General features: G+C 56.7%; 25 protein-coding genes. 12 read left to right on the forward strand and 13 right to left on the reverse strand.

Annotated features, from left to right (window positions below; genetic code table 11):
• Position 1: 1 nt before the first annotated feature.
• From pstA to AC2FD9_RS03405, 7 genes are all read right to left on the reverse strand, one after another.
• Positions 2 to 1,363, reverse strand: a complete 1,362-nt coding sequence (gene pstA, locus AC2FD9_RS03375) for a phosphate ABC transporter permease PstA (protein ID WP_496835378.1) — start codon at positions 1,361 to 1,363, stop codon at positions 2 to 4.
• Entirely contained in the window at positions 1,360 to 2,832 is a 1,473-nt protein-coding gene (pstC, locus tag AC2FD9_RS03380; RefSeq protein WP_496835380.1) for a phosphate ABC transporter permease subunit PstC, read from the reverse strand. Before pstC ends, pstA begins: the two co-directional genes overlap by 4 nt.
• A gap of 82 nt (positions 2,833 to 2,914) precedes the next feature.
• Positions 2,915 to 3,955, reverse strand: coding sequence for a substrate-binding domain-containing protein (locus AC2FD9_RS03385; RefSeq protein ID WP_472723771.1), 1,041 nt, complete (start codon positions 3,953 to 3,955; stop codon positions 2,915 to 2,917).
• 196 nt (positions 3,956 to 4,151) lie between these two features.
• Positions 4,152 to 5,198 carry an ATP-binding protein gene (locus AC2FD9_RS03390; RefSeq protein WP_496835382.1) on the reverse strand — a complete coding sequence of 349 codons (1,047 nt, stop codon included), beginning with the start codon at positions 5,196 to 5,198 and terminating at the stop codon, positions 4,152 to 4,154.
• A 31-nt stretch (positions 5,199 to 5,229) separates the two neighbouring features.
• On the reverse strand, positions 5,230 to 5,754 hold the full coding sequence (locus AC2FD9_RS03395) for a gamma carbonic anhydrase family protein (protein WP_282118429.1): 525 nt from the start codon (positions 5,752 to 5,754) through the stop codon (positions 5,230 to 5,232).
• Positions 5,751 to 6,392 carry a guanylate kinase gene (gene gmk / locus AC2FD9_RS03400; RefSeq protein ID WP_058277945.1) on the reverse strand — a complete coding sequence of 214 codons (642 nt, stop codon included), beginning with the start codon at positions 6,390 to 6,392 and terminating at the stop codon, positions 5,751 to 5,753. The genes AC2FD9_RS03395 and gmk overlap by 4 nt, the downstream gene beginning before the upstream one ends.
• A gap of 16 nt (positions 6,393 to 6,408) precedes the next feature.
• Complete coding sequence (locus AC2FD9_RS03405; RefSeq protein WP_496835385.1) at positions 6,409 to 7,287, reverse strand: YicC/YloC family endoribonuclease; 879 nt, start codon at positions 7,285 to 7,287, stop codon at positions 6,409 to 6,411.
• Positions 7,288 to 7,598: 311 nt separating this feature from the next.
• Here AC2FD9_RS03405 and AC2FD9_RS03410 point away from each other — a divergent pair, with 311 nt between their 5' ends.
• Positions 7,599 to 8,219 carry a PAS domain-containing protein gene (locus AC2FD9_RS03410; protein ID WP_496835387.1) on the forward strand — a complete coding sequence of 207 codons (621 nt, stop codon included), beginning with the start codon at positions 7,599 to 7,601 and terminating at the stop codon, positions 8,217 to 8,219.
• 60 nt (positions 8,220 to 8,279) lie between these two features.
• On the opposite strand, the gene AC2FD9_RS03415 is transcribed toward AC2FD9_RS03410, so the two are convergent.
• Positions 8,280 to 9,650 (reverse strand): class II 3-deoxy-7-phosphoheptulonate synthase, encoded by a 1,371-nt coding sequence (locus AC2FD9_RS03415; protein ID WP_496771910.1) that lies wholly within the window; start codon positions 9,648 to 9,650, stop codon positions 8,280 to 8,282.
• A gap of 169 nt (positions 9,651 to 9,819) precedes the next feature.
• Between AC2FD9_RS03415 and AC2FD9_RS03420 the strand changes: the two genes are divergently transcribed.
• Positions 9,820 to 10,824: a GlxA family transcriptional regulator gene (locus AC2FD9_RS03420; protein ID WP_496835389.1), complete on the forward strand. Its 1,005-nt coding sequence runs from the start codon at positions 9,820 to 9,822 to the stop codon at positions 10,822 to 10,824.
• 7 nt (positions 10,825 to 10,831) lie between these two features.
• On the opposite strand, the gene AC2FD9_RS03425 is transcribed toward AC2FD9_RS03420, so the two are convergent.
• Positions 10,832 to 11,926 (reverse strand): PQQ-dependent sugar dehydrogenase, encoded by a 1,095-nt coding sequence (locus tag AC2FD9_RS03425; protein WP_496695509.1) that lies wholly within the window; start codon positions 11,924 to 11,926, stop codon positions 10,832 to 10,834.
• A gap of 153 nt (positions 11,927 to 12,079) precedes the next feature.
• Here AC2FD9_RS03425 and AC2FD9_RS03430 point away from each other — a divergent pair, with 153 nt between their 5' ends.
• The 9 genes from AC2FD9_RS03430 to AC2FD9_RS03470 all read left to right on the forward strand — a co-directional run bounded on the left by AC2FD9_RS03430 (position 12,080) and on the right by AC2FD9_RS03470 (position 19,479).
• Entirely contained in the window at positions 12,080 to 13,261 is a 1,182-nt protein-coding gene (locus tag AC2FD9_RS03430; RefSeq protein ID WP_282168299.1) for an ABC transporter substrate-binding protein, read from the forward strand.
• 130 nt (positions 13,262 to 13,391) lie between these two features.
• On the forward strand, positions 13,392 to 14,180 hold the full coding sequence (locus AC2FD9_RS03435; protein WP_282118423.1) for an ABC transporter ATP-binding protein: 789 nt from the start codon (positions 13,392 to 13,394) through the stop codon (positions 14,178 to 14,180).
• Positions 14,177 to 15,019 carry an ABC transporter ATP-binding protein gene (locus tag AC2FD9_RS03440; RefSeq protein ID WP_282118422.1) on the forward strand — a complete coding sequence of 281 codons (843 nt, stop codon included), beginning with the start codon at positions 14,177 to 14,179 and terminating at the stop codon, positions 15,017 to 15,019. The genes AC2FD9_RS03435 and AC2FD9_RS03440 overlap by 4 nt, the downstream gene beginning before the upstream one ends.
• Before the next feature lies 1 nt (position 15,020).
• Positions 15,021 to 15,455: a hypothetical protein gene (locus tag AC2FD9_RS03445; protein ID WP_496835392.1), complete on the forward strand. Its 435-nt coding sequence runs from the start codon at positions 15,021 to 15,023 to the stop codon at positions 15,453 to 15,455.
• Between the two features lie 248 nt (positions 15,456 to 15,703).
• Complete coding sequence (locus AC2FD9_RS03450; protein WP_170557293.1) at positions 15,704 to 16,027, forward strand: hypothetical protein; 324 nt, start codon at positions 15,704 to 15,706, stop codon at positions 16,025 to 16,027.
• Between the two features lie 222 nt (positions 16,028 to 16,249).
• A complete protein-coding gene (locus AC2FD9_RS03455) occupies positions 16,250 to 16,603 on the forward strand; it encodes a hypothetical protein (protein ID WP_282118421.1) in 354 nt (117 codons plus the stop codon).
• Positions 16,604 to 16,719: 116 nt separating this feature from the next.
• The gene (locus tag AC2FD9_RS03460; protein ID WP_058271609.1) at positions 16,720 to 17,730 is read left to right on the forward strand and encodes a branched-chain amino acid ABC transporter permease; all 1,011 of its coding nucleotides are present in this window, start codon (positions 16,720 to 16,722) and stop codon (positions 17,728 to 17,730) included.
• Positions 17,727 to 19,040, forward strand: a complete 1,314-nt coding sequence (locus tag AC2FD9_RS03465; RefSeq protein WP_282118419.1) for a branched-chain amino acid ABC transporter permease — start codon at positions 17,727 to 17,729, stop codon at positions 19,038 to 19,040. Before AC2FD9_RS03460 ends, AC2FD9_RS03465 begins: the two co-directional genes overlap by 4 nt.
• A gap of 187 nt (positions 19,041 to 19,227) precedes the next feature.
• Positions 19,228 to 19,479: a hypothetical protein gene (locus tag AC2FD9_RS03470; protein WP_496835394.1), complete on the forward strand. Its 252-nt coding sequence runs from the start codon at positions 19,228 to 19,230 to the stop codon at positions 19,477 to 19,479.
• A gap of 42 nt (positions 19,480 to 19,521) precedes the next feature.
• On the opposite strand, the gene AC2FD9_RS03475 is transcribed toward AC2FD9_RS03470, so the two are convergent.
• Entirely contained in the window at positions 19,522 to 21,063 is a 1,542-nt protein-coding gene (locus AC2FD9_RS03475; protein WP_496835396.1) for a helicase HerA-like domain-containing protein, read from the reverse strand.
• Between the two features lie 432 nt (positions 21,064 to 21,495).
• Here AC2FD9_RS03475 and AC2FD9_RS03480 point away from each other — a divergent pair, with 432 nt between their 5' ends.
• The gene (locus AC2FD9_RS03480; protein WP_109311523.1) at positions 21,496 to 22,104 is read left to right on the forward strand and encodes an invasion associated locus B family protein; all 609 of its coding nucleotides are present in this window, start codon (positions 21,496 to 21,498) and stop codon (positions 22,102 to 22,104) included.
• 63 nt (positions 22,105 to 22,167) lie between these two features.
• Here the strand turns inward: AC2FD9_RS03480 and AC2FD9_RS03485 are convergent, their stop codons facing one another.
• From AC2FD9_RS03485 to lpxD, 3 genes are read right to left on the reverse strand one after another with little or no spacing between them, the layout of a single operon-like run.
• Positions 22,168 to 23,376 carry a beta-ketoacyl-[acyl-carrier-protein] synthase family protein gene (locus AC2FD9_RS03485; RefSeq protein WP_282168295.1) on the reverse strand — a complete coding sequence of 403 codons (1,209 nt, stop codon included), beginning with the start codon at positions 23,374 to 23,376 and terminating at the stop codon, positions 22,168 to 22,170.
• Positions 23,377 to 23,385: 9 nt separating this feature from the next.
• On the reverse strand, positions 23,386 to 23,643 hold the full coding sequence (locus AC2FD9_RS03490) for an acyl carrier protein (RefSeq protein ID WP_058271604.1): 258 nt from the start codon (positions 23,641 to 23,643) through the stop codon (positions 23,386 to 23,388).
• A 32-nt stretch (positions 23,644 to 23,675) separates the two neighbouring features.
• Positions 23,676 to 24,767 carry a UDP-3-O-(3-hydroxymyristoyl)glucosamine N-acyltransferase gene (gene lpxD, locus AC2FD9_RS03495; protein ID WP_496835398.1) on the reverse strand — a complete coding sequence of 364 codons (1,092 nt, stop codon included), beginning with the start codon at positions 24,765 to 24,767 and terminating at the stop codon, positions 23,676 to 23,678.
• Positions 24,768 to 24,772: the final 5 nt, after the last annotated feature.

Consider the following 24,772-nt stretch of genomic DNA (forward strand, 5'->3'; position numbering starts at 1 on the left):
TTTACCAGCGGCGTTCAAAGCGGCGGCGCAGAAGTACCGCAATGGTGTTCATTGTAACGAGGAAGATCAACAGGATGATGATGCCCCCCCATGCGCGTTCATAAAAGGCCGGGTCGGCGCGTTTGGACCATTCATAGATCTGCGCCGGCATGGCCGAGTTGGGCGACAGGAAACCCGCAACAATTCCGTCGGGCGGGTTTGAGGCGATAAAGCCCACCATACCGATCAGCAGCAGCGGTGCGGTTTCCCCCAACGCCTGTGCCAGGCCAATGATGGTGCCGGTCAGAATACCGGGCGCGGCCAACGGCAGAACGTGATGGAACACGGCCTGCATTTTCGAGGCCCCTACCCCAAGCGCCGCATCACGGATCGACGGCGGAACCGCCTTCAACGATGCGCGGGTCGAGATGATGATCGTCGGCAAGGTCATCAGTGTCAGCACCAGACCACCCACCAGCGGGGCCGAAGTTGGGAGGTGCATGTAGTTGATGAACACAGCCAGACCCAGAATACCGAACACGATCGACGGCACAGCGGCCAGATTCGAGATGTTGACCTCGATGATGTCAGTCAGCCGGTTCTGTGGCGCGAATTCTTCAAGATAAATCGAAGCCGCCACACCGATAGGCAAGGCCAACGCTAGAACCACCAACATCATGAACAATGAACCCAGCATGGAGACACCGATCCCAGCCGCTTCGGGCCGTTGATCAGAGGCATCCGCACCGAAAATGAAATCCGGGTTGAAGGCTTTGTACAGTACACCCGCATCGCGCAGTTGATCCACGAAATCCAACTGTTCGACCGAGATACTTTTGTCGTTGGCAATCGACTCGCGGGTCACGCGGCCTTTCATGTAGCCATCGCCACGGCTGTTGACCAAAAAGCGGAAGCTGACGGTCTTGCCGATCTCATCAGGGTTGGCAATGACATAGTTTCGCAACTCGGCTTGCGCCGCCTTGGACAGAATCTTGCCCATCTCCTTGGGTTTCAGGTCTGTCTGGATGCCCAGCTTTTCGACTTCGCTTTCCAGCGCAGACGCGATCAGAGGGGCATAGCCAAAGGTCGAAACCTTCTTGATATCCTCGATGTTCCGGTTGCCCTTCTTGTCCAGCTTGTCGGCCTTAAGCTCGACATTCAATTCAAGAAAGCTTTGCTGAAAGGCACCAGTTCCGGCTGTGACAATATTGGTCACCAGCACAATTAGCATCAGCAAGCCGATCCCGATGGCGGCGATGCCGTACATTTTGAACCGGCTTTCAGCCGCATTGCGCCGCTTGGTGCGTGCATCCTTTTCGAACAGCGAACCACCTTTGGGCTTCGCGGTCGGAGCAGCGTCAGGCGTTTGGGAAATATCGGTCATTCGTACTGCTCCCGGTATTTGCGTACGATGTAGAGGGCGAAGATGTTCAGCCCCAGCGTGATGATGAACAGGGTCAGACCCAGCGCAAAGGCCACTAGCGTTTCGGGGCTGGCAAAATCGGTATCGCCGGTCAGCTGGCTGACAATCCGTGTGGTGATGGTTGTCATCGCCTCGAACGGGTTACCCGAGAATTTGGCGATCGCTCCGGCGGCCATCACAACAATCATCGTTTCACCAATGGCGCGGCTTGCGGCCAGAAGGATCGCGCCGACAATACCGGGCAGCGCGGCCGGTAAGATCACGTTGCGCACGGTTTCCGAATGCGTCGCACCCAGACCCAGCGAGCCGTCGCGCATGGTTTGTGGCACCGCGTTGATAATGTCGTCCGACAGTGACGAGACAAACGGGATCAGCATGATCCCCATAACCAAGCCGGCAGTCAGAACCGCGTTCGAGCTGGCCATCCAGCCCACACCCAGCATGCCACCGTCGCCGAACATCGACACCAACGCCGGACCCACGGTCAGCAGAGCAAACAGACCGTAAACGATGGTCGGAATACCGGCGAGGATTTCCAGCAGTGGCTTGGCGATGGACCGCGTCACGCCGGAGGCATACTCGGACAGATAGATCGCGGCAAACAGGCCAATCGGGACCGCCACAAGCAGCGCGATCACTGAAATGTACAGCGTGCCCCACAACAGCGGCAGGATCGACAGCTCGCTGCCACCGCGGAAGTTCGGTGCCCATGTGCTGCCGAAGAAGAAGTCCTTCCACGAATGCAGCTGAAAGAAGTTCATCGTCTCAAACAGCATCGAAAGAACAATGCCGATGGTTGTCAGGATCGCGATTGACGCGGCCAGCAATAGCAGGGCCAGAACCCCCTGCTCTACCACGTTACGGGCCCTAAATTCCTTGTGCGTACGTACATAGGCAAAGGCTGCCCCAAGCAGTGCCAAGGCCAAAACCACGACCTGCATCGCAACTGTCCCTGTGGACGTCATGCTGCGGAACTTTTGTGCCGCGACCAAAATCGGCTGTGTGATGTCCTGAGTCAGAACCTGGCCTGCGTCTTTCAGCGTTTTTGTCAGCGCTTCAATATCCGCATTGCCGTTCTGGGCTTGAGTTTCGGTCATCGCGCCGCTGGCGACAGCGCCGTCCAGGCCGTATGCGACGCGGCGCACTTCACTCATGATCAGGCCACGCTCCGACCCTTCGGGCACTGCCTGATCAGGAATGAGGCTGGATACCGTGCTGTTTACGATCATCGGCTGGGCAAGAAGCCAGACGATCAGCACCCCTACTGCGGGAACCAGAGCCGTCAACGCAACGTTGTAACCGTAGTAAGACGGTAAAGAATGCAAATCGCGGACGTTACCACCCGCACTTGCCAGAGCGCGGGACCGACCCGCAAAAAATCCGATCACTGCCAGCGCAAGCAGGATAAGCAACAGCCAGGATAACGCCATGAGAACTCCGTGGGGATGGCAGAGATGGAGTCAAAAAGAACCGGGGCGCGAAAAACCGCCCCGGTTCCGTTCGTATGTGTGATTAGGAACCGCCGCCCAGAACGGTTTCGTTGGCAACAGCTTCCTGTACCTTGACCAGCTCAGGGTCGGATACCAGGCCGTATTCTGCCAGCGGGCCGTCGGGCCCTGCGATCTCGTCGGCGACGAAGAACTCAGCATATTCTTTCAGGCCGGGGATCACGCCGATATGTGCTTTCTTAACGTAGAAGAACAGCGGGCGCGAAACCGGGTATTCGCCGGTTGCGATCGACTCGGTCGAAGGAACAACGTCAGACATGGTTGCGACTTGCAGCTTGTCGGTGTTGTTCTCGTAGAACGCCAGACCAAAGACGCCGATGCCGTCTTTGTTGCTGTCGATACGGGCCAGAGTTTCGGTGTAGTCACCGTCGATGTCGACCGAAACGCCGTCGGTGCGGATGGCGATGCACTGCTTTTCAGCCGCTTTCTTGTCGTCGCCGGCGGCTGCCTTGAACACTTCGAAATCGCCCAGGTGCTCACAACCTGCCAGGATCACCTTGTCTTCAAACACTTCACGTGTGCCGTGCTTGGTGCCCGGAATGAAGGTTGCGATCGGTTGCGCCGGGAAATCCGGGTTCACGTCGGCCCAGGTTTTGTTCGGGTTGTCGACGACTTCACCGTCTACAACGATTTTCGCGGCCAGCGCTTTGTACCAGTCTTCCGGCGTGAACTCGAACGAGTTGCCGTTGATGTCAGATGCGAAAACGATGCCGTCATAACCGATCTGAACTTCGATGATGTCGGTCACGCCGTTTTCGGCACAGGCTTTGATTTCTTTTTCACGGATCTGGCGCGATGCGTTTGCAACGTCGATGGTGTTTTCGCCAACACCTTCACAGAAACGCTTCAGACCTGCCGAGGAACCACCCGATTCAACAACCGGTGTCGGGAAGTCAAAGTTTTCACCGAAGGCTTCAGCCACGATCGAGGCATAAGGCAGAACGGTCGACGACCCTGCAACCTGAACCTGATCACGAGCGGCGGCCGTGGTGGCCGATACAGCAGCGATGGTGAGAGCCGAAGCCGACAGTTTAACAAAGGACATTACAGTCTCCTTGAGAAAGGTAAATTCTGATCACCCCCATGATGATCTTGGGGCGAACCCCTAAGAGGCGCCGGTAAGCCTTTTGTGACAAGTTCGTAACGGTTTTATGACACGTAACGATTTTCTTACGTTTTCTTAACTTGACCCCACGGAACACCGTTCGCGTTCGAAATGGACCCGCGCTGGAAGTCCGAGATCAGCGTGGCAAAATCACTGTAAATACAGAACCTTTGCCTAGGGTGCTTTCGACACGCAACCGGCCCCTATGGCGGTTGACGATGTGCTTTACAATCGCCAGGCCCAATCCTGTACCGCCCAATTCGCGGGACCTGTGACTGTCGGCGCGATAGAATCGCTCAGTAAGGCGCGGCAGATGTACGGCATCAATGCCTGCGCCTTTGTCTGCGATCTGTACCCGAACCGCAGGACCGCGCATGGCGGTGTCGCGCTCCGAGGCCTGAATGCGCACATCAACACTACCGCCGCTCCCACCATATTTGATGGCGTTCTCAACGAGGTTCGTGAACACTTGGCGCAGTTGGTCGCTGTCTCCGGTCACCGAGATTGGTCCCGAAGACGTATCCAGTGTCAGGTCCACATTTGCAGCCTCGGCCAGGGGACGAAGCGTTGTAAGCGTTGATTGCAACAGGCCTGTCAGATCAAGCTGCTCTTTGGGGCGAACTCGCTCTTCGCTCTCGACCCGGTTCAGGGATAGCAGATCGCCGACCAGCCGGTTCATCCGATTGGCTTCGTCGGTCATGATCTGCAGAAACCGTTCACGGGCGGCTGCATCGTCTCGCGCTGGACCGCGCAATGTTTCTATAAAGCCCATCAGAGCGGTCAGAGGCGTACGCAGTTCGTGGCTGACATTCGCCACGAAGTCGCGTCTCATTTGTCCGGCCTGTTCCAGATGCGTGACATCCTGGAAAACAACCATCACGGCACCGCCCTCCACCGCGCCCACACCGTTCATGTAACGGCATTGCACTTCGAAAGTGGTGTCCTGGGCACCATCATTGGACAAATGGCGCGTTTTGGTCGAGTCCTTGTTACGCAGGCTCTGCTCTATCGCGTCGATAACTTGTGGCTGCCGAAGGATCGTCGCGAAATGACGGCCTTCGATGTTCTGACCCAGCATGGTTTTGGCTTCGGTGTTGGCCGCTATGATGCGCTCGGTCTGATCAACCATAAGCGTGGGCATCGGTATGGCTGACACAATTTCAGCAAGCAGGTCGTTTGGCATTTCCGTCACTCTTGATGCGTTTGGAATCAACCTAGGACACAGGTTTCAAAGTTTTGCGAAACTGGCGCATGTTCTGCTGATAATGCAGCGCACTGAAGGTGATTTTTTGCGCTGCCGCCGCATCCAGTTCCCGCACAACTTTGCCCGGCGACCCCATGACCAGAGAGTTATCGGGTATCTCTTTGCCTTCCGTAATCAGGGCGCCGGCACCGATCAGGCAGTTTTTCCCGATCTTCGCCCCATTCAGGACAATCGCCCCCATCCCGATCAGCGTGTTTTCTCCGATCGTGCAGCCATGCAGCATGACCTTGTGCCCAATTGTGCAGTTCTTACCAATGGTCAGCGGATACCCGGCGTCGATATGCATGACGCAGTTTTCCTGGACGTTACTGCCCTCGCCTACGCGGATCTCTTCGTGGTCGGCGCGGATGGTGCAGCCGAACCAGACCGAGGCACCCTGCTCCAGAACGACTTTCCCAATCAGGTTGGCGCCCGGCGCAACCCAGGTGTCTTCGTGGATTTGCGGCGCGTGGTCACCCAAAGCGTAAATGGTCATGCCAAGCCCTCAAATTCGTTTTGCAACGTGCGGACATGGTTCTGCAGGCTGGGCTGCTGGATGCGGCGCATGCGTTCGGCGCTGACGATGGTTTTCAGCTTCTCTTCGGTGGCATCCAGATCGTCATTGATCAGAACATAGTCATAATAGCCCCAGTGGCTAATCTCATCCCAGCTTTTCAGCATACGTTTTGCGATCACGTCTTCACTGTCCTGACCGCGGCTTTCCAGCCTGCGGCGCAGCTCGGGGATCGACGGCGGCAGGATAAAGATCGACAAAGCGTGCTTGCCCAGATCCGAATTGCGGATTTGCACCTCGCCTTGCCAATCCACGTCAAAAAGAACGTCTTTGCCGCTGTTTATGGACTCTCGTACCGGACCCGCAGGTGAGCCGTAGAAATTCCCGAACACGTGCGCGTGTTCCAGCATTTGCCCCTCAGACACCTGCTGCCGAAACGCATCCTCACTCAGGAAGTAATACTCGCGCCCTTCATGTTCCCCCGAACGTGGCGCGCGGGTGGTGGCCGAGACCGAAAACTCCAGCTCAGAATCCCACTGCATCAACCGTTTCGCCAGGGTCGATTTACCAGCCCCCGAAGGCGAGGACAGAATGATTAATAGGCCGCGTCGATCCGCCATTTGGGCGCTCCTGTGGTTATTCTACGTTCTGCACTTGCTCGCGCATCTGATCTATTACGGCCTTCAACTCAAGCCCTACTGCTGTCAGATCGGCGCTTTGCGCCTTTGAGCACAGAGTATTGGCCTCGCGGTTGAACTCCTGCATCAGGAAATCCAGCTTGCGCCCGACCGCCGCGTCCTGCGCCAGCAGATCGCGGGCTGCCACGACATGCGCTTTCAGGCGATCAATCTCTTCGGTGATGTCCGCCTTGACGGTGATTAGCGCCAGTTCCTGTGCAACGCGGTCCGGATCAGCCCCCTGCGCGTTGTCCATCACCCGCGCCAGATTATCCCGCAGCGCCTCGGCCATCTTGTCCTTGCGCCGCTCTGCCAGCTCTGCCGCCTGGACCGTTAATGAAGCAACCAGGCTTAGTTGATCATCCAGAACAGTTGCCAGCGCCCGCCCCTCAGACTGGCGCATTTCTATGAATTCGCCCAATAGGCCAGTGAACTCTGTCGTCAGTTGGCCAACCAACGGGCCCGGGTCATCCCCATCACTGCCCGCATCCAACATACCCTTGATCGAGATCAGATCAGCGGCCGTCGAGGGCCTAAGGGTTACGTCCCGCGCAATGGCCATTTCCTGCGTTCGCGCCACAGCCTCAAGAACGGCACCCATGGCAGTCTCGTTCAGGACCAGGTCCGCCTGCGTCTCATCTCGGCTGAGGCGCAAAGACAATGTCACATTGCCCCGACTGAGTTGTTTCGACATGGCGGCGCGCAATGCGGCCTCAAGCCCGATCAACCAGTCCGGCACGCGCAGACGCATGTCCAGCCCCTTGCCGTTCACGCTGCGCAACTCCCACGTCCAGCTATGCGGCCCAAACGCCCCTTTGCCCGAGGCGAAACCCGTCATGGATTTAATCATGCCTGCCCTTTCCATAGCTACCAGTTTTCAGTTTGCTGGGCGCACCTAATGCGAACTGCGCGCACAGGGCAAGAGTTTGCTGACTCTGCCTTTGTCGGCCAGTCGTTAACCATTCGTTAAAGATTTACTCCAAAATTGATTCAACCTGCGTCAGTCTTACACCTGCGAACACCGGTCTCGGATAGAGGTCCCCAGTATTTCGCATTTTTGGAAAATGACGGTCGATAGGCGCCAGGGTGATAATGATGAAAACCTTTTTCGGGAACGGTTTCGAGTCAAGTTTTGGAAAGATCGTCGCTATGGATCGTTTTGACAGCGGGCGCAGCCTTTCGCCCATCCGGCAGGCCGAGGCGTATTGGACGGCACTTTTGACAGGTGACGGGGTTCCCATGCGGTCGCAAATCGACCCCCGCGGGCTAGAGAACATTTTGGAATACACTTTCGTTCTGGAACGCATCGCCCCCGGACTTACCCGGTTCCGTCTGGCCGGGAGGCATTTGAACCAGCTGGCCGGGATGGAAGTGCGTGGAATGCCGCTGACCTCTTTCTTTGAGCCCGACGCGCGGGACCAGATCAAAACCGTATCGGAACAAGTATTCGCACAGCCAGCTATCGCGAATCTGACCCTGGACTCATCGGGCCGGTTGGGGCGTGTGCAATTGCAGGCCCGCATGCTTCTGTTACCGCTGAAAAGTGATCTGGGTGATGTCAGCCGCATTCTGGGTGTAATGGTCAGCGACGGCGCAATCGGTCCAACACCCCGTCGGTTCAAAATCTCAGAAACCAACTTGCGCCCGGTGTCGGATGTGCAGGTTCCTCAACAACCGTCGGAAACGGTTGAGGCGGGCTTCGCTGAAGATCAGCAAAGGTTTGATCGTCCCGGCGCCCATCTGAGGCTGGTTGTGTCGCGCGACGACTAAGTCGCAAACAAAAAAAGGCGGGCCCTTGCAGCCCGCCTTTTCCGTTGATTTTCAATAACCTTAACCGGCTGCGCGGTTCTTGCGGTCGCGGCGCAGGTTGGTCAGTTCTTCTGCGACCAGGAATGCCAGTTCCAAGGACTGCGACGCGTTCAAGCGTGGGTCGCACGCTGTGTGGTAACGATCTGACAGGTCCTCTTCGGTCACCGCGCGCACGCCACCAGTGCATTCGGTGACGTCCAGACCGGTCATCTCGAAATGCACACCGCCGGGAACCGTGCCTTCGGCCTGATGAACGCCAAAGAAGTCACGTACCTCACGCAGGACCGAGTCGAACGGACGGGTTTTGTACCCGGTTGCCGACTTGATGGTATTGCCATGCATCGGGTCGCAAACCCAGGTGACGTTGGCACCCTCTTCCTTCACGGCCTTGACCAGACGCGGCAGGTGCTCACCTACGTTGCCAGCTCCAAATCGGGCGATCAGGGTCAGACGGCCCTCTTCGTTTTGCGGGTTCAGCTTGGCCATCAGAACCTTGAGGTCCTCGGCTGTCGTGGTCGGGCCACATTTCAGACCAATCGGGTTCAATACACCGCTGCAGAATTCGACATGCGCACCGTCTGGCTGACGCGTGCGATCGCCGATCCAGATCATGTGGCCGGACCCTGCCAACCAGTTGCCAGACGTCGAATCGAGACGGGTCAGCGATTCTTCATATTCAAGCAACAGGCCTTCATGACTTGTGTAGAATTCCACGGTCGAAAACTCATGCGAAGTCTCCGCTGTGAATCCAGCCGCATTCATAAAATCTATCGTGTCCTGAATACGGTCGGCGAGTTCCGAGTATTTCTGAACGTCCTGTTCATCCGTGAAACCCAGTGTCCACGAATGCACCATGCTCATATCGGCGAATCCGCCGGTCGAAAATGCGCGCAACAGGTTCAGAGTAGCGGCAGCCTGCGTGTAGGCCTGCAGCATTTTTCCAGGATTCGGGATGCGGGCTTCGGGGGTGAATGCCAGTTCGTTGATGATGTCACCGCGATAGCTGGGCAGCTCAACACCTCCCAAAACCTCAGTCGGCGCGCTGCGCGGCTTGGCAAACTGGCCCGCCATGCGGCCCACTTTGACCACGGGCACTTTGGCACCATAGGTCAGTACCATCGCCATCTGCAGCATCACCTTAAAGGTGTCACGAATTGCATCCGCGCTGAATTGTTCAAAGCTTTCAGCACAATCCCCGCCCTGCAACAGGAAAGCCTCGCCGCGACCGGCCGCACCCAGATGTTGCTTGAGACGCCGTGCTTCGCCGGCAAAGACCAATGGGGGATACTGCGAAAGCTGAGCCTCGACTTTGGCCAACGCGGCCGCATCGATATAGTCTGGCATCTGAACCCGGGGCTTGTTGCGCCAGTTCGTTTTTTGCCATTCGGTCATAGCTTTGATCTCCGCTGAAGTAGTCAGGTCGTCTCTATACAAAATGCATTGAAGACTGACCATATCCCTTTTGCGCCTCTTGACGGGGGAAACAAGCTTTGATCATGGTGGCTGGCAACAATGACGCCGGACGCGACGTAACAACGCGCCGAATCAAGGACACCAAGCCATGCAAGAGCAACGCCAAGTTGTCACAGTGGAAGGCGCTGAGGCCAATCCTCGGCATTTCGTATTTGTCCTTTTGGACAAGTTTTCCCTGCTGTCTTTTGCCTCGGCACTGGACAGCCTGCGGATTGCCAACCGCATGGCAGACAAAGAACTCTACACGTGGACCCTTGCTGGTGAAGGTGGTGATACGGTCAGCTGTTCTGCCGGGACTACCTTTAACGTTGAAACCGATTTGGTCGAACTGCAACGCGACGACGTGATTCTGATCTGCGGTGGCGTAGACGTTCAATTGGCGACAACAAAGAAAGTGCTGAATTGGGTCCGGCGCGAGGCCCGGCGCGGTTTGCGCATCGGCGGATTGTGTACGGCAGCTTATACGTTGGCCAAAGCCGGGTTGCTGGACGGCAAACGCGCCACGATCCACTGGGAGAATTCTGACAGCTTTATCGAAGAATTCGACGAGGTCGAGCTTACCAAATCGGTTTTTCAGATCGACGGTAACCGGATGACGACCGCGGGCGGCACGTCCTCAATCGACCTGATGCTCAAGATCATTGCCGATGATTATGGTGAGGATCTGGCGAATGCCGTAGCGGATCAGATGATCTATTCCTCGATCCGTACCGATCAGGACACACAGCGCCTGTCGACCCCGACCCGGATTGGTGTACGCCACCCCAAGCTAAGCCAGGTCATCCTGATGATGGAAAAGAACATCGAAGAGCCGATCTCACCCTCGATACTGGCCAAGGATGTCGGCATGTCCACGCGCCAGCTGGAACGCCTGTTCCGGCGCTACCTCAGCCGCTCGCCCAAGCGATACTATATGGAACTGCGCCTGCACAAAGCGCGCAACCTGCTGATGCAGACAGATATGAGCGTGATCAATGTGGCTCTTGCTTGCGGCTTTGCCTCACCCAGCCATTTCTCAAAATGCTACCGGGCCCATTACAACACCACGCCTTACCGTGAGCGTGGTGCTCAAAGCGGGCGGCTTTCGGTTTGATCCGCGCCTATTTGGGGTTCATGCGATAGATGGCTCCCTGTCCCACCGAAATGAACCAGATCGCCCCATCCGGGGCTTCGACGATGTCCCGAACACGCTCGGTTTCCGGTCCCTTGATCTGTTCGACCTCGCGCAGCAGTGTTCCTTCAAGGCGCGAGATGTAGTCAAACTTGAGCGACCCGACAAAGATATCGCCCCGCCACTCTGGCCAAAGCTTGCCGGAATAGACCAGCAAACCGGACGGTGCGATGGACGGGTCCCAATAATGTTCAGGCTGTTCCATACCCGGTTTCGAGGTCCCCTCTCCGATTTTTTGGCCCGAGTAGTGAACGCCATAGGATATCACCGGCCAGCCGAAATTCCGCCCCGGTTGGATCAGGTTCACTTCATCCCCGCCCTGCGCACCATGCTCTGAAATCCACAAGCGACCCTGCCGGTCCAACCCAGCGCCCTGCGGGTTGCGATGGCCAATTGACCAAATCTCAGGTCGAATACCGGCTTGCCCGACAAAAGGATTGTCAGCAGGCACCGTGCCGTCGCGATTTATGCGAATGACGGTGCCCATGTGGTTTGACCTGTCCTGCGCTGACGGACGGTCTCCGCGATCTCCAATCGTTACAAACAGCGTTCCGTCCTGTGCCTCGACCACACGCGAACCAAAGTGTCGGCCGGTCGAACCTCCAGGAACCGCTTCGAAAATGATCTGCACGTTGTCCAAACGGCCCCCGTTTTCCGACAGGCGCGCCACGGCCACCGCCGTTCCCGCCCCGCCGCTTTGAGGTTTGGAGAAGGTGAGAAACACCTCGCGAGACTGTGAAAAATCCCGTGCCACGGTGATATCGAGCAACCCGCCCTGCCCGTTCGCAGCCACCTTGGGCACCCCGGCAATGCGTTTGACCCCGCCTTGCGAGACAAACAAAAGCTCGCCGTCCCGTTCGGTCACCAATGTGCCGCCCCCGGGCAATAACCCGATGGCCCAAGGTGCATCCAGCCCGGTAACCATCGCCGTGACCTGAACCGTCCCGGCAGAGGTTTGAAGGGTATCGGCGCTGATGGGGCCAGCAAAAACCGACAGGACCAGAATCGCGGCAGCCCTAAACATGAGAATCTCCAACTCTGGTAAAATGTGACAAGCTCATCAAAACAAATAGGTTTATTATTGGCAAAAACACATTTGCGTTAGGACTTTTCTTTTCCAGACAGCTTGCCTAGGGTCTTGCCCAGAACGAATACGTTCCAATAAGGGAGTAACCATATGAAAAAGCTGCTTACTGCAACTGCAGCATCCGCTCTGCTGGCTGGTCCGGCACTGGCCGAAGACGTCACTTTGGGCGTTCTGTTTGGGTTCACCGGCCCGATTGAATCGCTGGCACCAGCGATGGGTTCGGGTGCCGAAATGGCGATGGCCGAAGTCACCGAATCCGGCAAACTGCTGGACGGCTCAAAGGTCACCGCGTCGCGCGCTGACACCGGCTGTATCGACAACGGTCTGGCGACATCGAACGGCGAACGCATGATCGCGGACGGCGTTGCCGGTATTGTCGGCGGCGACTGCTCGGGGGTGACCGGTGCGATCCTGCAAAACGTTGCGATCCCGAACGGCATGGTCATGATCTCGCCGTCGGCGACATCACCGGGTCTGTCGACCATGGAAGACAATGGTCTGTTCTTCCGCACCGCCCCGTCGGATGCACGTGAAGGCGAAGTGATGGCTGACATCCTGAAGGATCGCGGCATCAACTCGATCGCCCTGACCTACACCAACAACGACTACGGCAAGGGTCTGGCAGACGCGATCCAATCCTCGTTCGAAGCAGCCGGTGGTGAAGTGACCATCGTTGCCGCGCACGAAGACGGCAAGGCTGACTACTCGGCTGAAGTTGGTGCTCTGGCATCGGCTGGTGGCGATATTCTGGTTGTCGCAGGCTATCTGGACCAGGGCGGTCTGGGCATCATCCAGTCCTCGCTGGACAGCGGTGCGTTCGAAACATTCGGTCTGCCGGGCGGCATGATCGGTGACTCGCTGCCTTCCAACGTCGGTCCCGACCTGAACGGCTCGTTTGGTCAGATCGCCGGTTCGGGCGGTGAAGGTGCTGAAAAGTACTTTGCGATGGCCGAGGCCGCAGGCTTTGACGGTTCGTCGCCCTATTCGCCTGAATCCTATGACGCTGCCGCACTGTTCATGCTGGCCATGCAGGCGGCAGGTTCCACTAACCCGGCTGAATACGGTGCCAAGATCTTGGATGTCGCCAACGCCCCGGGTGAGAAGATCTATCCGGGTGAACTGGCCAAAGGTCTGGAGCTTCTCGCCGCTGGTCAGGACATCGACTATGTCGGCGCGTCGGGTGTTGAGCTGATCGGCCCCGGTGAAAGCGCGGGGTCTTATCGCGAGATCGAAGTAACCGACGGCGAAAACAAGACCGTCAACTTCCGTTGAACCGGTCTTAAACGTCATAAAATCAAGCAGCCCGGGCCTTGTGTCCGGGCTGTTTCAATGAAAAAAGGCCGCACCTCACCTTTTGGGGTCGAGGAAGCAGAAACACCGACAAGGGTGGCTAGGGGAAAAGATGATCGTCGTCGAGGACGTGCACAAGCATTTCGGCGGGTTTCACGCGGTGGATGGGGCGTCGCTGGAAATCCAAAAAGGTTCGATCACAGGCCTGATCGGGCCGAACGGGGCGGGAAAGACCACCCTTTTCAACGTGATCGCGGGCGTTCTGCCTCCGACAAGCGGCAGAGTGTTCATGGACGGCGAAGAGATCACCGGCCTGCCTCCGCATGACTTGTTTCACAAGGGTCTGCTGCGCACCTTCCAGATCGCGCACGAATTCTCTTCGATGTCCTGCCGCGAGAATCTTATGATGGTGCCCGGCACGCAATCAGGTGAATCCCTGTGGAACACCTGGTTTGGTCGCAAGCGCATCGCCGACGAAGAACGAGCCCTGAAGGCCAAGGCCGATGAGGTGCTTGAGTTTCTGACTATCGAACATCTGGCCGACCACAAGGCGGGTCAGGTCTCGGGCGGGCAAAAGAAGCTTCTGGAACTCGGTCGCACCATGATGGTCGACGCCAAGATCGTGTTTCTGGACGAGGTCGGCGCAGGCGTGAACCGCACCCTGTTGATGACCATCGCCGACACAATCCTGCGTCTAAACAAGGAACGCGGCTATACTTTCGTCGTCATCGAGCACGACATGGATTTTATCGGCAAGATCTGTGACCCGGTCATCTGTATGGCCGAGGGCAAGGTTCTGGCTGAGGGTACACTGGACGAGATCAAGGCCAATGAGCACGTGATCGAAGCCTATCTGGGGACCGGCCTCAAGAACAAAGACAAGCTGGAGGCCCAAACATGACCGCGGGTGCAGGCGATAATCCCTATCAGGACGATCACGGCAACAAAGACGCCTCGATCACCAATACCCGCGGCGTTGGCACCATGACGCCCGCGCATGCGAAAAGCGGTCCCGTTTCCAAGGTTGAAGGCGGTCCCTTTCTGATCGGCGACACCATGACCGGCGGTTACGGCAAAGGGCCGGACATCCTGCACGATTGCACCATCGCCGTCGACAAGGGTGAGATTGCAGTCATCGTTGGCCCCAATGGCGCCGGCAAATCGACGGCTATGAAGGCTGTCTTTGGTATGCTGGATGTCCGTTCCGGTGCGGTGCGGCTGGATGGAGAGGATATCACCAACCTCACCCCGCAGGACCGCGTAATCCGCGGTATGGGGTTTGTTCCACAGACCTCGAACATTTTCACGTCAATGACGGTTGAAGAAAACCTTGAGATGGGTGCCTTCATTCGCCGCGACGATATCAGCCAGACGATGGAGCAGGTTTATGACCTCTTCCCCATCCTGCGTGACAAACGCAACCAGCCGGCTGGAGAGCTTTCGGGCGGCCAACGCCAGCAAGTTGCCGTCGGCCGCGCGCTGATGACCCAGCCTAAGGTGCTGATGCTGGACGAACCAACCGCAGGTGTATCGCCCATCGTGATGGACGAGCTGTTCGACCGGATCATCGAGGTTTCCCGCACTGGTTTGCCAATCCTGATGGTGGAGCAGAATGCTCGTCAGGCCCTGGAGATTGCCGACAAGGGTTACGTTCTGGTTCAAGGTCGAAATGCTTATACCGGTACAGGCAAGGAACTGTTGGCCGATCCTGAGGTGCGAAAGAGTTTCTTGGGAGGGTGAGTTGAAGGCCGTGGCGACGCTCGTGTTTACCGCAATTGGCAGTACAGCGCTTTCAACTCCCTGCGCCTTGCAAGAAACCTGCGCGTATGTGGAGGACTGCGAGGGCGCTGAACTCACGCTCGAACTTTTGGGTACTCCACCAGAGCTTGTTCAAAGCAATTTTGGTGACTTTTCTGTGGATCAGATAGCAAGGGCAGGTGAAATCACTTCGAAAATCCGTTTATCAAATGGACAAGAGTGGACCGCCACCGCGAAAAACGACTTGCTGACCGCATCTCGGACACAGGACGACAAACACATAAACATGTATGTGACGAAGACCTCAGACACCGAAGTGGCAGTGACACTTCTTACCCTGCCAATGCGCTATGTCGATTATGCGCAAGCAGGCCAAGCAAGACGCGCATTCTCCGGAAAATGCGGACTGGAGTTTTAATGGAGTTCCTCAATGCCATTATGGCGCTCTCCAACGTCATCCTTGTTCCCGAAATTGTCTGAAATCAATACCCGAAGTTTCCCGAAATTCCCCTACCATCCCAAGATTTTCACGCGTCGGCTGCAATCCGGTCACATTGTGCGTTTAGCGCCGGGCTTTGTGAAGGAAACGTTTTCCCGGTCAAGCAAAGTTAGTTCCGTGAAATCAAGCGAACCTTCTGAATGAAAAACTCTATTCAGGACCCATAAATGAAAAAATGGATGTGTGTGGCCGTCGCCACCTTGTGCGCAACCGCCGCAACGGCGGAAGAGCGACACTTTGTCTGCGTCTCAGACCGCGACGGCAGCGAAGTGCGCCTCAACAGGGCACCGGAAGGAGACAAGGGCAACATCGAAACTGCGAACATTTCCGGCGATGCCATGGTGCTTAAAGGCGTTGGCAACATGACGTTTGTCTATATCGAAGGCGCGGACGTCATGACCTTTGTCGTCCACTATGACGACATGTCTTATGATCTTTCAGTCAAAGGCCCGCATGCCGGTACCGATCACGGGACATGTAAAGAAGTCTAAGTGCTCTCTCAGAGAGCCCCGAAACAAATCGGGGCTATCGAGGTTAATATCTCAAGAAATATCAAGAGGATGTGAGCACATGCTCACTCCTCTTTTTTTCCGAATGATCTTGTCTAGGTCAGATGAGGGCGTCGCGGATCTCCGTTCGCTCTTCATTCTCAACCACCCGCATTCCAGCAGAAACCCCAACCTGGAAGGCGGAGCAAACCACCAAGGGACACCATGAAAAATCTGACTGCACTCACACTCGCCCTTCTCGCCCCCTCATTTGGTTTGGCTGCTGGTTCCGGACCGCTAGACGGCGCTGATTTTGTCGTGACCTGCGTCTCGGACACCGATGGTAGTAGCGTTACTCTGGCCCGTTCGGGTGCGACCGATACCGGCTTCATCGTAACGGACACAATTCGGGGTGAAGCCAAGATTCTACCGGGTGTTAACTCGCTGACGTTTCTCCACATCATGGACAAAGACGTGGTCACTTTTGTCGTCGATTTCGACGACCTAAACTATGACATGTCCATCAAGGGAGAGCACAGTGCAAACGACCGTGGCATTTGCGATGACCCCGTAAGCTGACAAAGCGATAACTCTCTCACATTCCGGCCCTTTCAGCCCAAAAAAGGGAGCGCAAATTGTTGTGTCTGACATAAGCGTCGTGCCATAAAGCCGCACCCGGACAGTGAGAAGAATTGATGGACTTACTAAACGCGCTTGTTGCGCTTTCTAACTTTGTGATCGTGCCTGCGGTTGCTTACGGCAGCCAGTTGGCTCTGGGGGCGCTGGGTGTAACGCTCATCTACGGAATCCTGCGGTTTTCGAATTTTGCCCATGGCGACACGATGGCCTTCGGCGCGATGATTGCCGTGCTGGTCACCTGGGGCCTGCAAGCCGCCGGAGTGAGTTTCGGACCGCTACCCACCGCACTGTTGGCCCTGCCATTTGCGATCCTGGGCTGCATCGTTCTGGTTCTGATAACCGACCGGCTGGTCTATCGATTTTATCGAGAACAAAAAGCCAAACCGGTGATCCTTGTGATCGTTTCTATGGGTGTCATGTTCATCATGAACGGGCTTGTTCGCTTTATCATCGGACCGGATGACCAAAGGTTTTCAGACGGCGCGCGATTTATCATATCCGCCCGTGATTTCAAGGCGATGACCGGATTGCGTGAAGGGCTTGCGATCAAGACCTCTCAGGGCATCACTCTGGTAGTTGCCGTTATCGCGGTGGCGCTGCTGTTTTGGTTTCTCAACAAAACCCGCACGGGCAAATCGATGCGAGCCTATTCCGACAACGAGGATCTGGCGCTGCTCTCGGGTATCAACCCCGAGCGCGTTGTGATGATCACCTGGATTATCGTGGCAGCATTAGCGACCACCGCTGGTGTTCTCTATGGGTTGGATAAAAGCTTTAAACCGTTTGTCTATTTCCAACTTCTGCTGCCAATCTTCGCCTCAGCCATTGTCGGCGGTCTTGGCAACCCGCTGGGCGCCATCGCTGGCGGGTTCATTATCGCTTTTTCCGAGGTCACCGTAACTTATGCGTGGAAAAAGGTGCTGACTTACGTCGCGCCAGAAAGTCTGGCGCCTTCGGGACTAGTGCAATTCCTATCCACCGATTACAAATTCGCCGTCAGCTTTGCCATCTTGCTGATCGTGCTTCTGTTCAAGCCTACCGGCCTGTTTAAAGGAAAAGCGGTATGACCGAGTCTGTCAAAAACACGCTGCTTTTTGTTGTCGTTGGCGGCTTGATCCTGCTGACCGGTTTCACACAAAGCTGGAACTCCGCGATCCTGATCCTGAACATGGGGTTGATCTCAGCCATCATGGCGATTGGGGTGAACCTACAGTGGGGATTTGCTGGCCTCTTTAATGTCGGCGTCATGGGCTTTGTGGCGCTGGGTGGTCTGGCTGTTGTGTTGGTATCGACCGCTCCAACACCCGGTGCGTGGTCTTCGGGCGGGTACGGCATCGTTCTTTCCTTACTTTTGGGGGCTGCGACCGTTGTGGCGGCGGTGCTGGTGGCGACCCGGATGCCGAAGGGCCGTACCCAAACCTTGACGATTGTCGCCATTCTTATTGTAGGCTTCTTTGTTTACCGCGCGGTATTCGATCCCAGCGTGGCTGGTGTTGAAGCAATCGATCCGGCAGTTGCCGGCAACCTCGGCGGTTTGAACCTGCCGGTCCTTGTGGCCTGGCCTGCGGGTGGTCTGTTGGCTGCTGGTGCGGCGTGGCTGATCGGAAAAACGGCGCTGGGTCTCCGCTCGGACTACCTGGCAATTGCAACGCTTGGCATTGCCGAGATCATCATTGCGATCATGAAGAACGAAGACTGGCTGGCCCGGGGCGTCAAGAATGTCTACGGCATCCCGCGCCCTGCCCCCGTGGTAGGCTACGAGGTCGAACTGCAGAACGATCCCGGCTTTGTCGCGCGCGCCGATTGGTTCGGGTTGGACCCCGTCATCGCGTCGACGCTTTCGGTCAAACTGGGCTATTCGCTGCTGTTCATGATCGTTCTGCTTGCTTTGCTGTGGATGGCGCAAATGGCGTTGAAAAGCCCGTGGGGCCGCATGATGCGCGCCATCCGCGACAATGAGGTCGCGGCAGAGGCTATGGGCAAAGATGTCACCCGCCGCCACCTGCAGATATTCGTGCTCGGCTCGGCAATCTGTGGCATCGCCGGTGCGATGATGACAACTCTGGACGGGCAACTTACGCCGGGCACATACAATCCGCTGCGGTTTACGTTCCTTGTCTGGGTGATGGTCATTGTGGGCGGTTCAGGCAACAATTTCGGCGCTGTTCTAGGCGCATTCCTGATCTGGTTCCTGTGGGTTCAGGTCGAACCAATGGGGTTGTGGTTCATGAGCCTGATCACATCGAGTATGCCAGATGGCAGCGCGCTCAAATCTCATTTGATCGACAGCGCCGCGCATATGCGGCTGTTCACCATGGGCCTAGTCCTGCTGATTGTTCTCAGGTTCAGTCCAAGGGGTCTGATTCCGGAAAAGTAAGATCACAATCCATCAATTCATGAAACCGCGCCAACTGACTGGTGCGGTTTCTTGATTTTGTGGAGTATACGGATTAGACGAATCCCAGTACCGCCTTGATGCAGCCGTCTTTTTGGCCACTATTTACGCTAAATTGCCCCTTGGCCCGCGATCATTCGGGAAACATACGAGTATAAGAAGAGTGCACATGAATACTTCCTTCACTAAAATAGCCCTTATCGTCCCGCTGTTCGTAACGCTGGCCGGTTGTATTCCCTCACCCGAAGATCTGGAATCCACCCCGGTCAAGGTGCAGACGTCCAAGGGCGAAGTCACCTGCCAGCTGTATCGTCAGGACCGTGTGACCTGGGATCGGGCGATCAACTTCCCGGCAACCAAGATGTCGGTTCCCGAGGCGGATGCCTACTGCCGCCAAGAAGGACAGCGCCGTCTGAAGTAACAGAATGCGCGCCGGGTAGAAGATTTCTGCCCGGCACAAACCTTATCTGGCTTTGAACAAACCGCCCAGAATGCCGCGAACAATGCGGCGTCCGGTTGTTCCTTTCAGTTCCTTGATCACGGCCTCGCTCATCGCGGTTGCGAACGTGTCTTTCTTACGCATCACGCGAGAGGATGACCGCCCGACCCGGCTGCCGGAATAGCGTCTTGCTGTCGCAAATTCACGCTCGGCCGTGGATTGTGTTTCCAACTGTTCTTCGGCTTCGGCCGCGGCTTGCGCTGCTGCATCTGCGCGGGACTGAAGGATTTCAAAGGCAGATTTCCGGTCCTTCAACTGCCCGTATTTCGCTTTCATCGCTGACGCATCTATCAGCGCTTTCCGCTCGGCCTTGGTGATTGGACCCAGTTGCGTTCCAGGCGGGCGGATCAAAGTGCGTTCTACGATCCCTGGCACGCCTTTTTTCTGCAACATCGAGGTCACGGCCTCACCGACACCAACTTCACGGATCGCCTCTTCGGTGTCGAAGGTTGGGTTTTCACGATAGGTTTCTGCTGCAAGCCGCAGGTTCTTGCGATCCCGCGCCGTGAATGCGCGCAAGGCATGCTGCACCCGGTTGCCCAGTTGTCCCAGAATGTCTTCCGGAACGTCCGCCGGGTTCTGAGAGATGAAATAGACGCCCACACCTTTGGAGCGAATGAGGCGGGCGACCTGTTCGACCTTGTCCACCAGAACCTTGGGCGCATCATCGAAAAGCAAATGCGCCTCGTCGAAGAAGAACACCAGTTTGGGTTTGTCCGGGTCGCCAACTTCGGGCAGTTCTTCGAACAGCTCGCTTAGCAGCCACAGCAGGAATGTTGCGTACAGACGCGGTGACCCCATCAGCTTGTCGGCAGCAAGGATGTTCACGACGCCCTGCCCGTTTTCATCAACGCGCATAAGATCGGCCAATTCCAGCGCGGGTTCACCAAACAGTTTGGTGCCACCCTGGTTTTCCAGCACCAGCAGGCGGCGTTGAATGGCCCCGATCGAAGCGGTTGAGACATTGCCATAGCGCAAAGACAACTGAGCCCTATTTTCCCCAATCCAGACCAGCAAGGACTGAAGGTCTTTGAGGTCTAATAGCGGTAAGCCCTCTTCGTCTGCCACCCGGAACGCGATGTTCAGAATGCCCTCTTGTGCTTCGCTCAGATCCATCAGGCGCGACAGCAGCAGAGGTCCCATCTCGGTTACTGTCGTACGAACGGGATGTCCCTGTTGCCCGAACAGATCCCAAAACGTAACCGGGCACGCGCCATACGCATAGTCGGCAAAGCCGATCCGCTGGGCGCGATCCTGAAACGCCTGGTGAAGCTTGTGGCCTTCGCTCCCCGCCTTGGCCAGACCGGACAGGTCCCCTTTGACGTCAGACAGGAATACCGGAACACCGGCTTGGGAAAACCCCTCGGCCAGAATTTGCAGTGTCACCGTTTTACCTGTTCCCGTCGCACCCGCGATCATGCCGTGACGGTTGGCATATTTCAGCGTCAGCGACTGCGGCTGGCTGTAGTCGTTGCCACCGCCGCCCAAGAATATGTTTTGGTCCATGAATGTAAGGCCTTATTTCCACCGATCTGCGGCCAGCATACAAAGTTAACCTTTAACTGCGAAAGTCTAATTGCTGCCCACGTCGCTAAGGTGACGGGGCGGCAATTTTCCTCCCTGTCGACTGACCGCGCCTTCGGGCGCGGTTTTTTTCACAAATCATGGCCGTTACATTAAAATTTCAGGTTTTCAGTTGACCGATGCCCCTGCCTTTCGTAACGTCTGCGCATAAATAAGTCGGCCAGTCCGACGGGGAGAAAATTTTTAGAAGGGAGCCGCTCCACCGGCTCCCTTTGTTCATTTTGCCGTAGCGCTAGATTTCCGATAACCCGGCGAAAAACCGTTCACATGTTGAAATGACCCACCTTAGCCCCTGACAGTGTGGGACAAGGGTGATAGACGAGTGAAAAAGTCCAACATAAGACCGAGGCAATCATGATCAAGAACACCCTTTCAGTCAGCCTGGTGACCGCTTCGTTGTGGTGCGGAGTCGCATACGCTCAGGAAACGACGCAGGAAACCGAACAGCAACCCCAGACCTCGCAAACTCAGATCGGCAACGATCTGGACCTGGGTGAAACCGGTCCGCGTAACGGCGAACAATACGTCAAGGAAGAAAAAGGCGACTGGGCGATCCTGTGCATCAAGACCGATGCCGACGAAGACCCCTGCGCGATGCGTCAGATCCTGACCGGCGAGCAAGGCCAGCCGATCGCGGAAATTACTCTGGAAAAATTGCCCGAAGGCGTGGCCGCGGTTGCCGGAGCAACTGTGGTTGTCCCGCTGGAAACGATGCTACAGGCGCAGCTGGCGCTTTCGATCGATGGTGCACCGGGCAAGCGCTATGACTACCACCACTGTAACCCCGTTGGCTGTGTTGCGCAGATGGGCTTTACCGAGGGCGACGTGGAAGCAATGAAGGTCGGAACCAAAGCGACCTTGTCGCTTGTGTCAGTTCTCGCACCAAACCAACTGCTGCAACTTGAAGTATCGCTGTCAGGCTTTACAGCAGGTTTTGAAGGCTTGAAAGTTCTGCAGAACTGAGGTTTCGCTAAGCTAAGACCGCCGCCGGGTTTTACCGGCGGCGTCTTTGTTTGAAATCAGTATTTATATGCGTTTTAAGGCAATTACCGCATTCAGCCCGCCAAATGCAAAGGCGTTACTCAGTGCTACGTCCACTTTCGCCTCGCGGGCTTCGTTTGGCACGACATCCAGCGCGCATTCGGGGTCCGGCTCTTCATAGCCGATGGTCGGAGCGATCACGCCATCCCGCAGTGCCATGATACAGGCCAGCAGTTCGACCGCGCCGGTGCCACCGATAAGGTGGCCGTGCATCGACTTGGTCGAAGAAATCATCAGCTCGTCGGCATGAGGGCCAAAAACACCGGCCACGGCCGCGCATTCCGTCTTATCATTGGCCGCGGTGCCGGTTCCATGCGCGTTGATATATCCAACACTGTCAGCGCTTAACCCTGCATCCGCAAGCGCGCCCGACATGGCACGCGCAGCGCCCTGTTTGCTGGGCATGACAATGTCCGACGCATCTGACGACATCGCAAAACCCACGACCTCACACAGGATATCAGCCCCACGGGCGCGGGCGTGCTCGAATTCTTCGAATACGAAGACACCTGCGCCTTCGCCCTGCACCATGCCATTGCGATTCGCGCTGAACGGGCGGCAGGCGTCCTTGGACATGACACGCAGCCCTTCCCAGGCTTTGACGCCACCAAAACACAACATTGACTCCGACCCACCCGTCAGCATCGCCGGAGCAGCACCGCTGCGTACCATCTGGAACGCCAACGCCATTGCGTGGTTGGACGAGGCACAGGCCGTCGACACCGTAAAGCTGGGGCCCTTAAGGTTATGCTCCATCGAAACGTGACTGGCCGCCGCATTGTTCATCAGCTTGGGAACGACAAACGGATGCACCCGGTTTTTGCCATCCTCATAAACGGAACGGTAGTTGTCATCCCAGGTCGAAACGCCGCCGCCAGCGGTTCCCAACACAACGCCGGAGCGGGCCGCGAGATCGCCGTGGAATTCGATCCCGGATTGATCAATCGCTTCTTTGGCCGCTGTCAGAGTGAATTGTGTGAACCGGTCATACAGGGTCATTTGCTGGCGGTTAAACCGCCCCTCGGCCTCGAACCCGCGGACCTGACCACCAATCTGAATGGCCAGTCTTTCAACATCGCGAAATTCAAGAGCAGAGATACCGCAGCGCCCTTCGCGCATAGCCTCTAACGTATCAGGCACCGAATGGCCCAGTGAATTGATTGTACCGGCCCCGGTGATAACGACGCGTTTCATAGGATTATGTCAGACCTTTTCCGACACCAGCTTTTGGATGCCGGTGATAATGGCCGCGACGTTCGAGATGTCAAAGTCGCTGGCGCTCGGCTCGTTTGCGTTGAACGGAATCGAGATATCGAACTCTTCCTCGATGGCAAAAATGCTCTCGACCAGTCCAAGGCTGTCGATACCCAGATCTTCGAGCGTGCTTTCGGGTGTCACATCCGACGGCTCCAGCACGGCCTGCTCTGCAATGATTGCGATGACGCGGTCGCTGATGCTCATGTCGATCCTCTAATTACCATGTTGTGGTTGATTTAATCGCTCGGAGGCTGTTTGGAAACAGCCTTTTTCAGCGCCTCAACGTCACGTGCCAATCTCGGCAGTCGGCGCTGTGCTTTGTAAATGTCTGTATGCGTTTCCATTTTGATGGCCGGATAACCCATAACCACACGCCCTTTTGGAACGTTGGACAGGATTTTTGTGCCCCCGCCCGCAATCACACCATCGCCGATAAAGATGTTGTCAGACACGCCGGTCTGTCCGCCCAAAACAACGTTATTTCCAATGTCGACTGACCCGGAAACACCAGATTGCCCGCATAACAGGCAATCCTGCCCAACACGGGTGTTGTGCCCGATATGAACCTGGTTATCGAGCTTTGAACCATCGCCGATGCGGGTGTTCCTGATGGTTCCATTGTCAATGGTACAATTCGCACCGACTTCGACATCATCGCCAATCTCGACGGCACCCAAAGAATGAATGCGGAGCCAGCTCTGCGCCCGGGCTTCACCCTGATCGCCCATGGATTTGCGGGCGTTTTCCACGCCTGATACCTCGGGCGTCACAAAGCTGAAACCGTCACTGCCGATCCTAGCGCCGGGTTGCGCAATGAAACGATCACCGATCTGAGCCCTTGCTCCGATACTCACCATCTCGCGCAGAAACGCGTCGTCGCCCAGAACGGCATCCAGACCGATCACGCAATGTGGACCGATGACCGCATTCTTACCGATACACGCACCGGCACCAACAACCGCCAATGGGCCGATCGAGGCACCCTCGCCTATCTCCGCCGTTGGGTCGATTACGGCAGAGGGGTGAATGCCCGGCTGCACTCCTTGCCCGCGATCCAGCATTGCCGTGATACCCGCCATCGCCATGCGTGGACGCGGCACAAAAATCGCGGCCTCCAGCCCCAGAGCCCGCCAATCCGCACCTTCCCACAAAACGGCGGCGCGGGCGGCACCCGTGCTAAGCGCGTCCGCGTATTTCGGCGACATCGCCATTGCCAGGTCAGACGGCCGGGCATCGACCGGTTCTGCGGCGCGCTCTATAATAAGGCCAAGTTCACCCTGACAGTCCGCGCCCAAGGCTTCGGCGATTTGCTGAATAGTGTACTGCATGACGG

The sequence above is a fragment of the Ruegeria sp. YTSC230 genome, assembly GCF_059609665.1.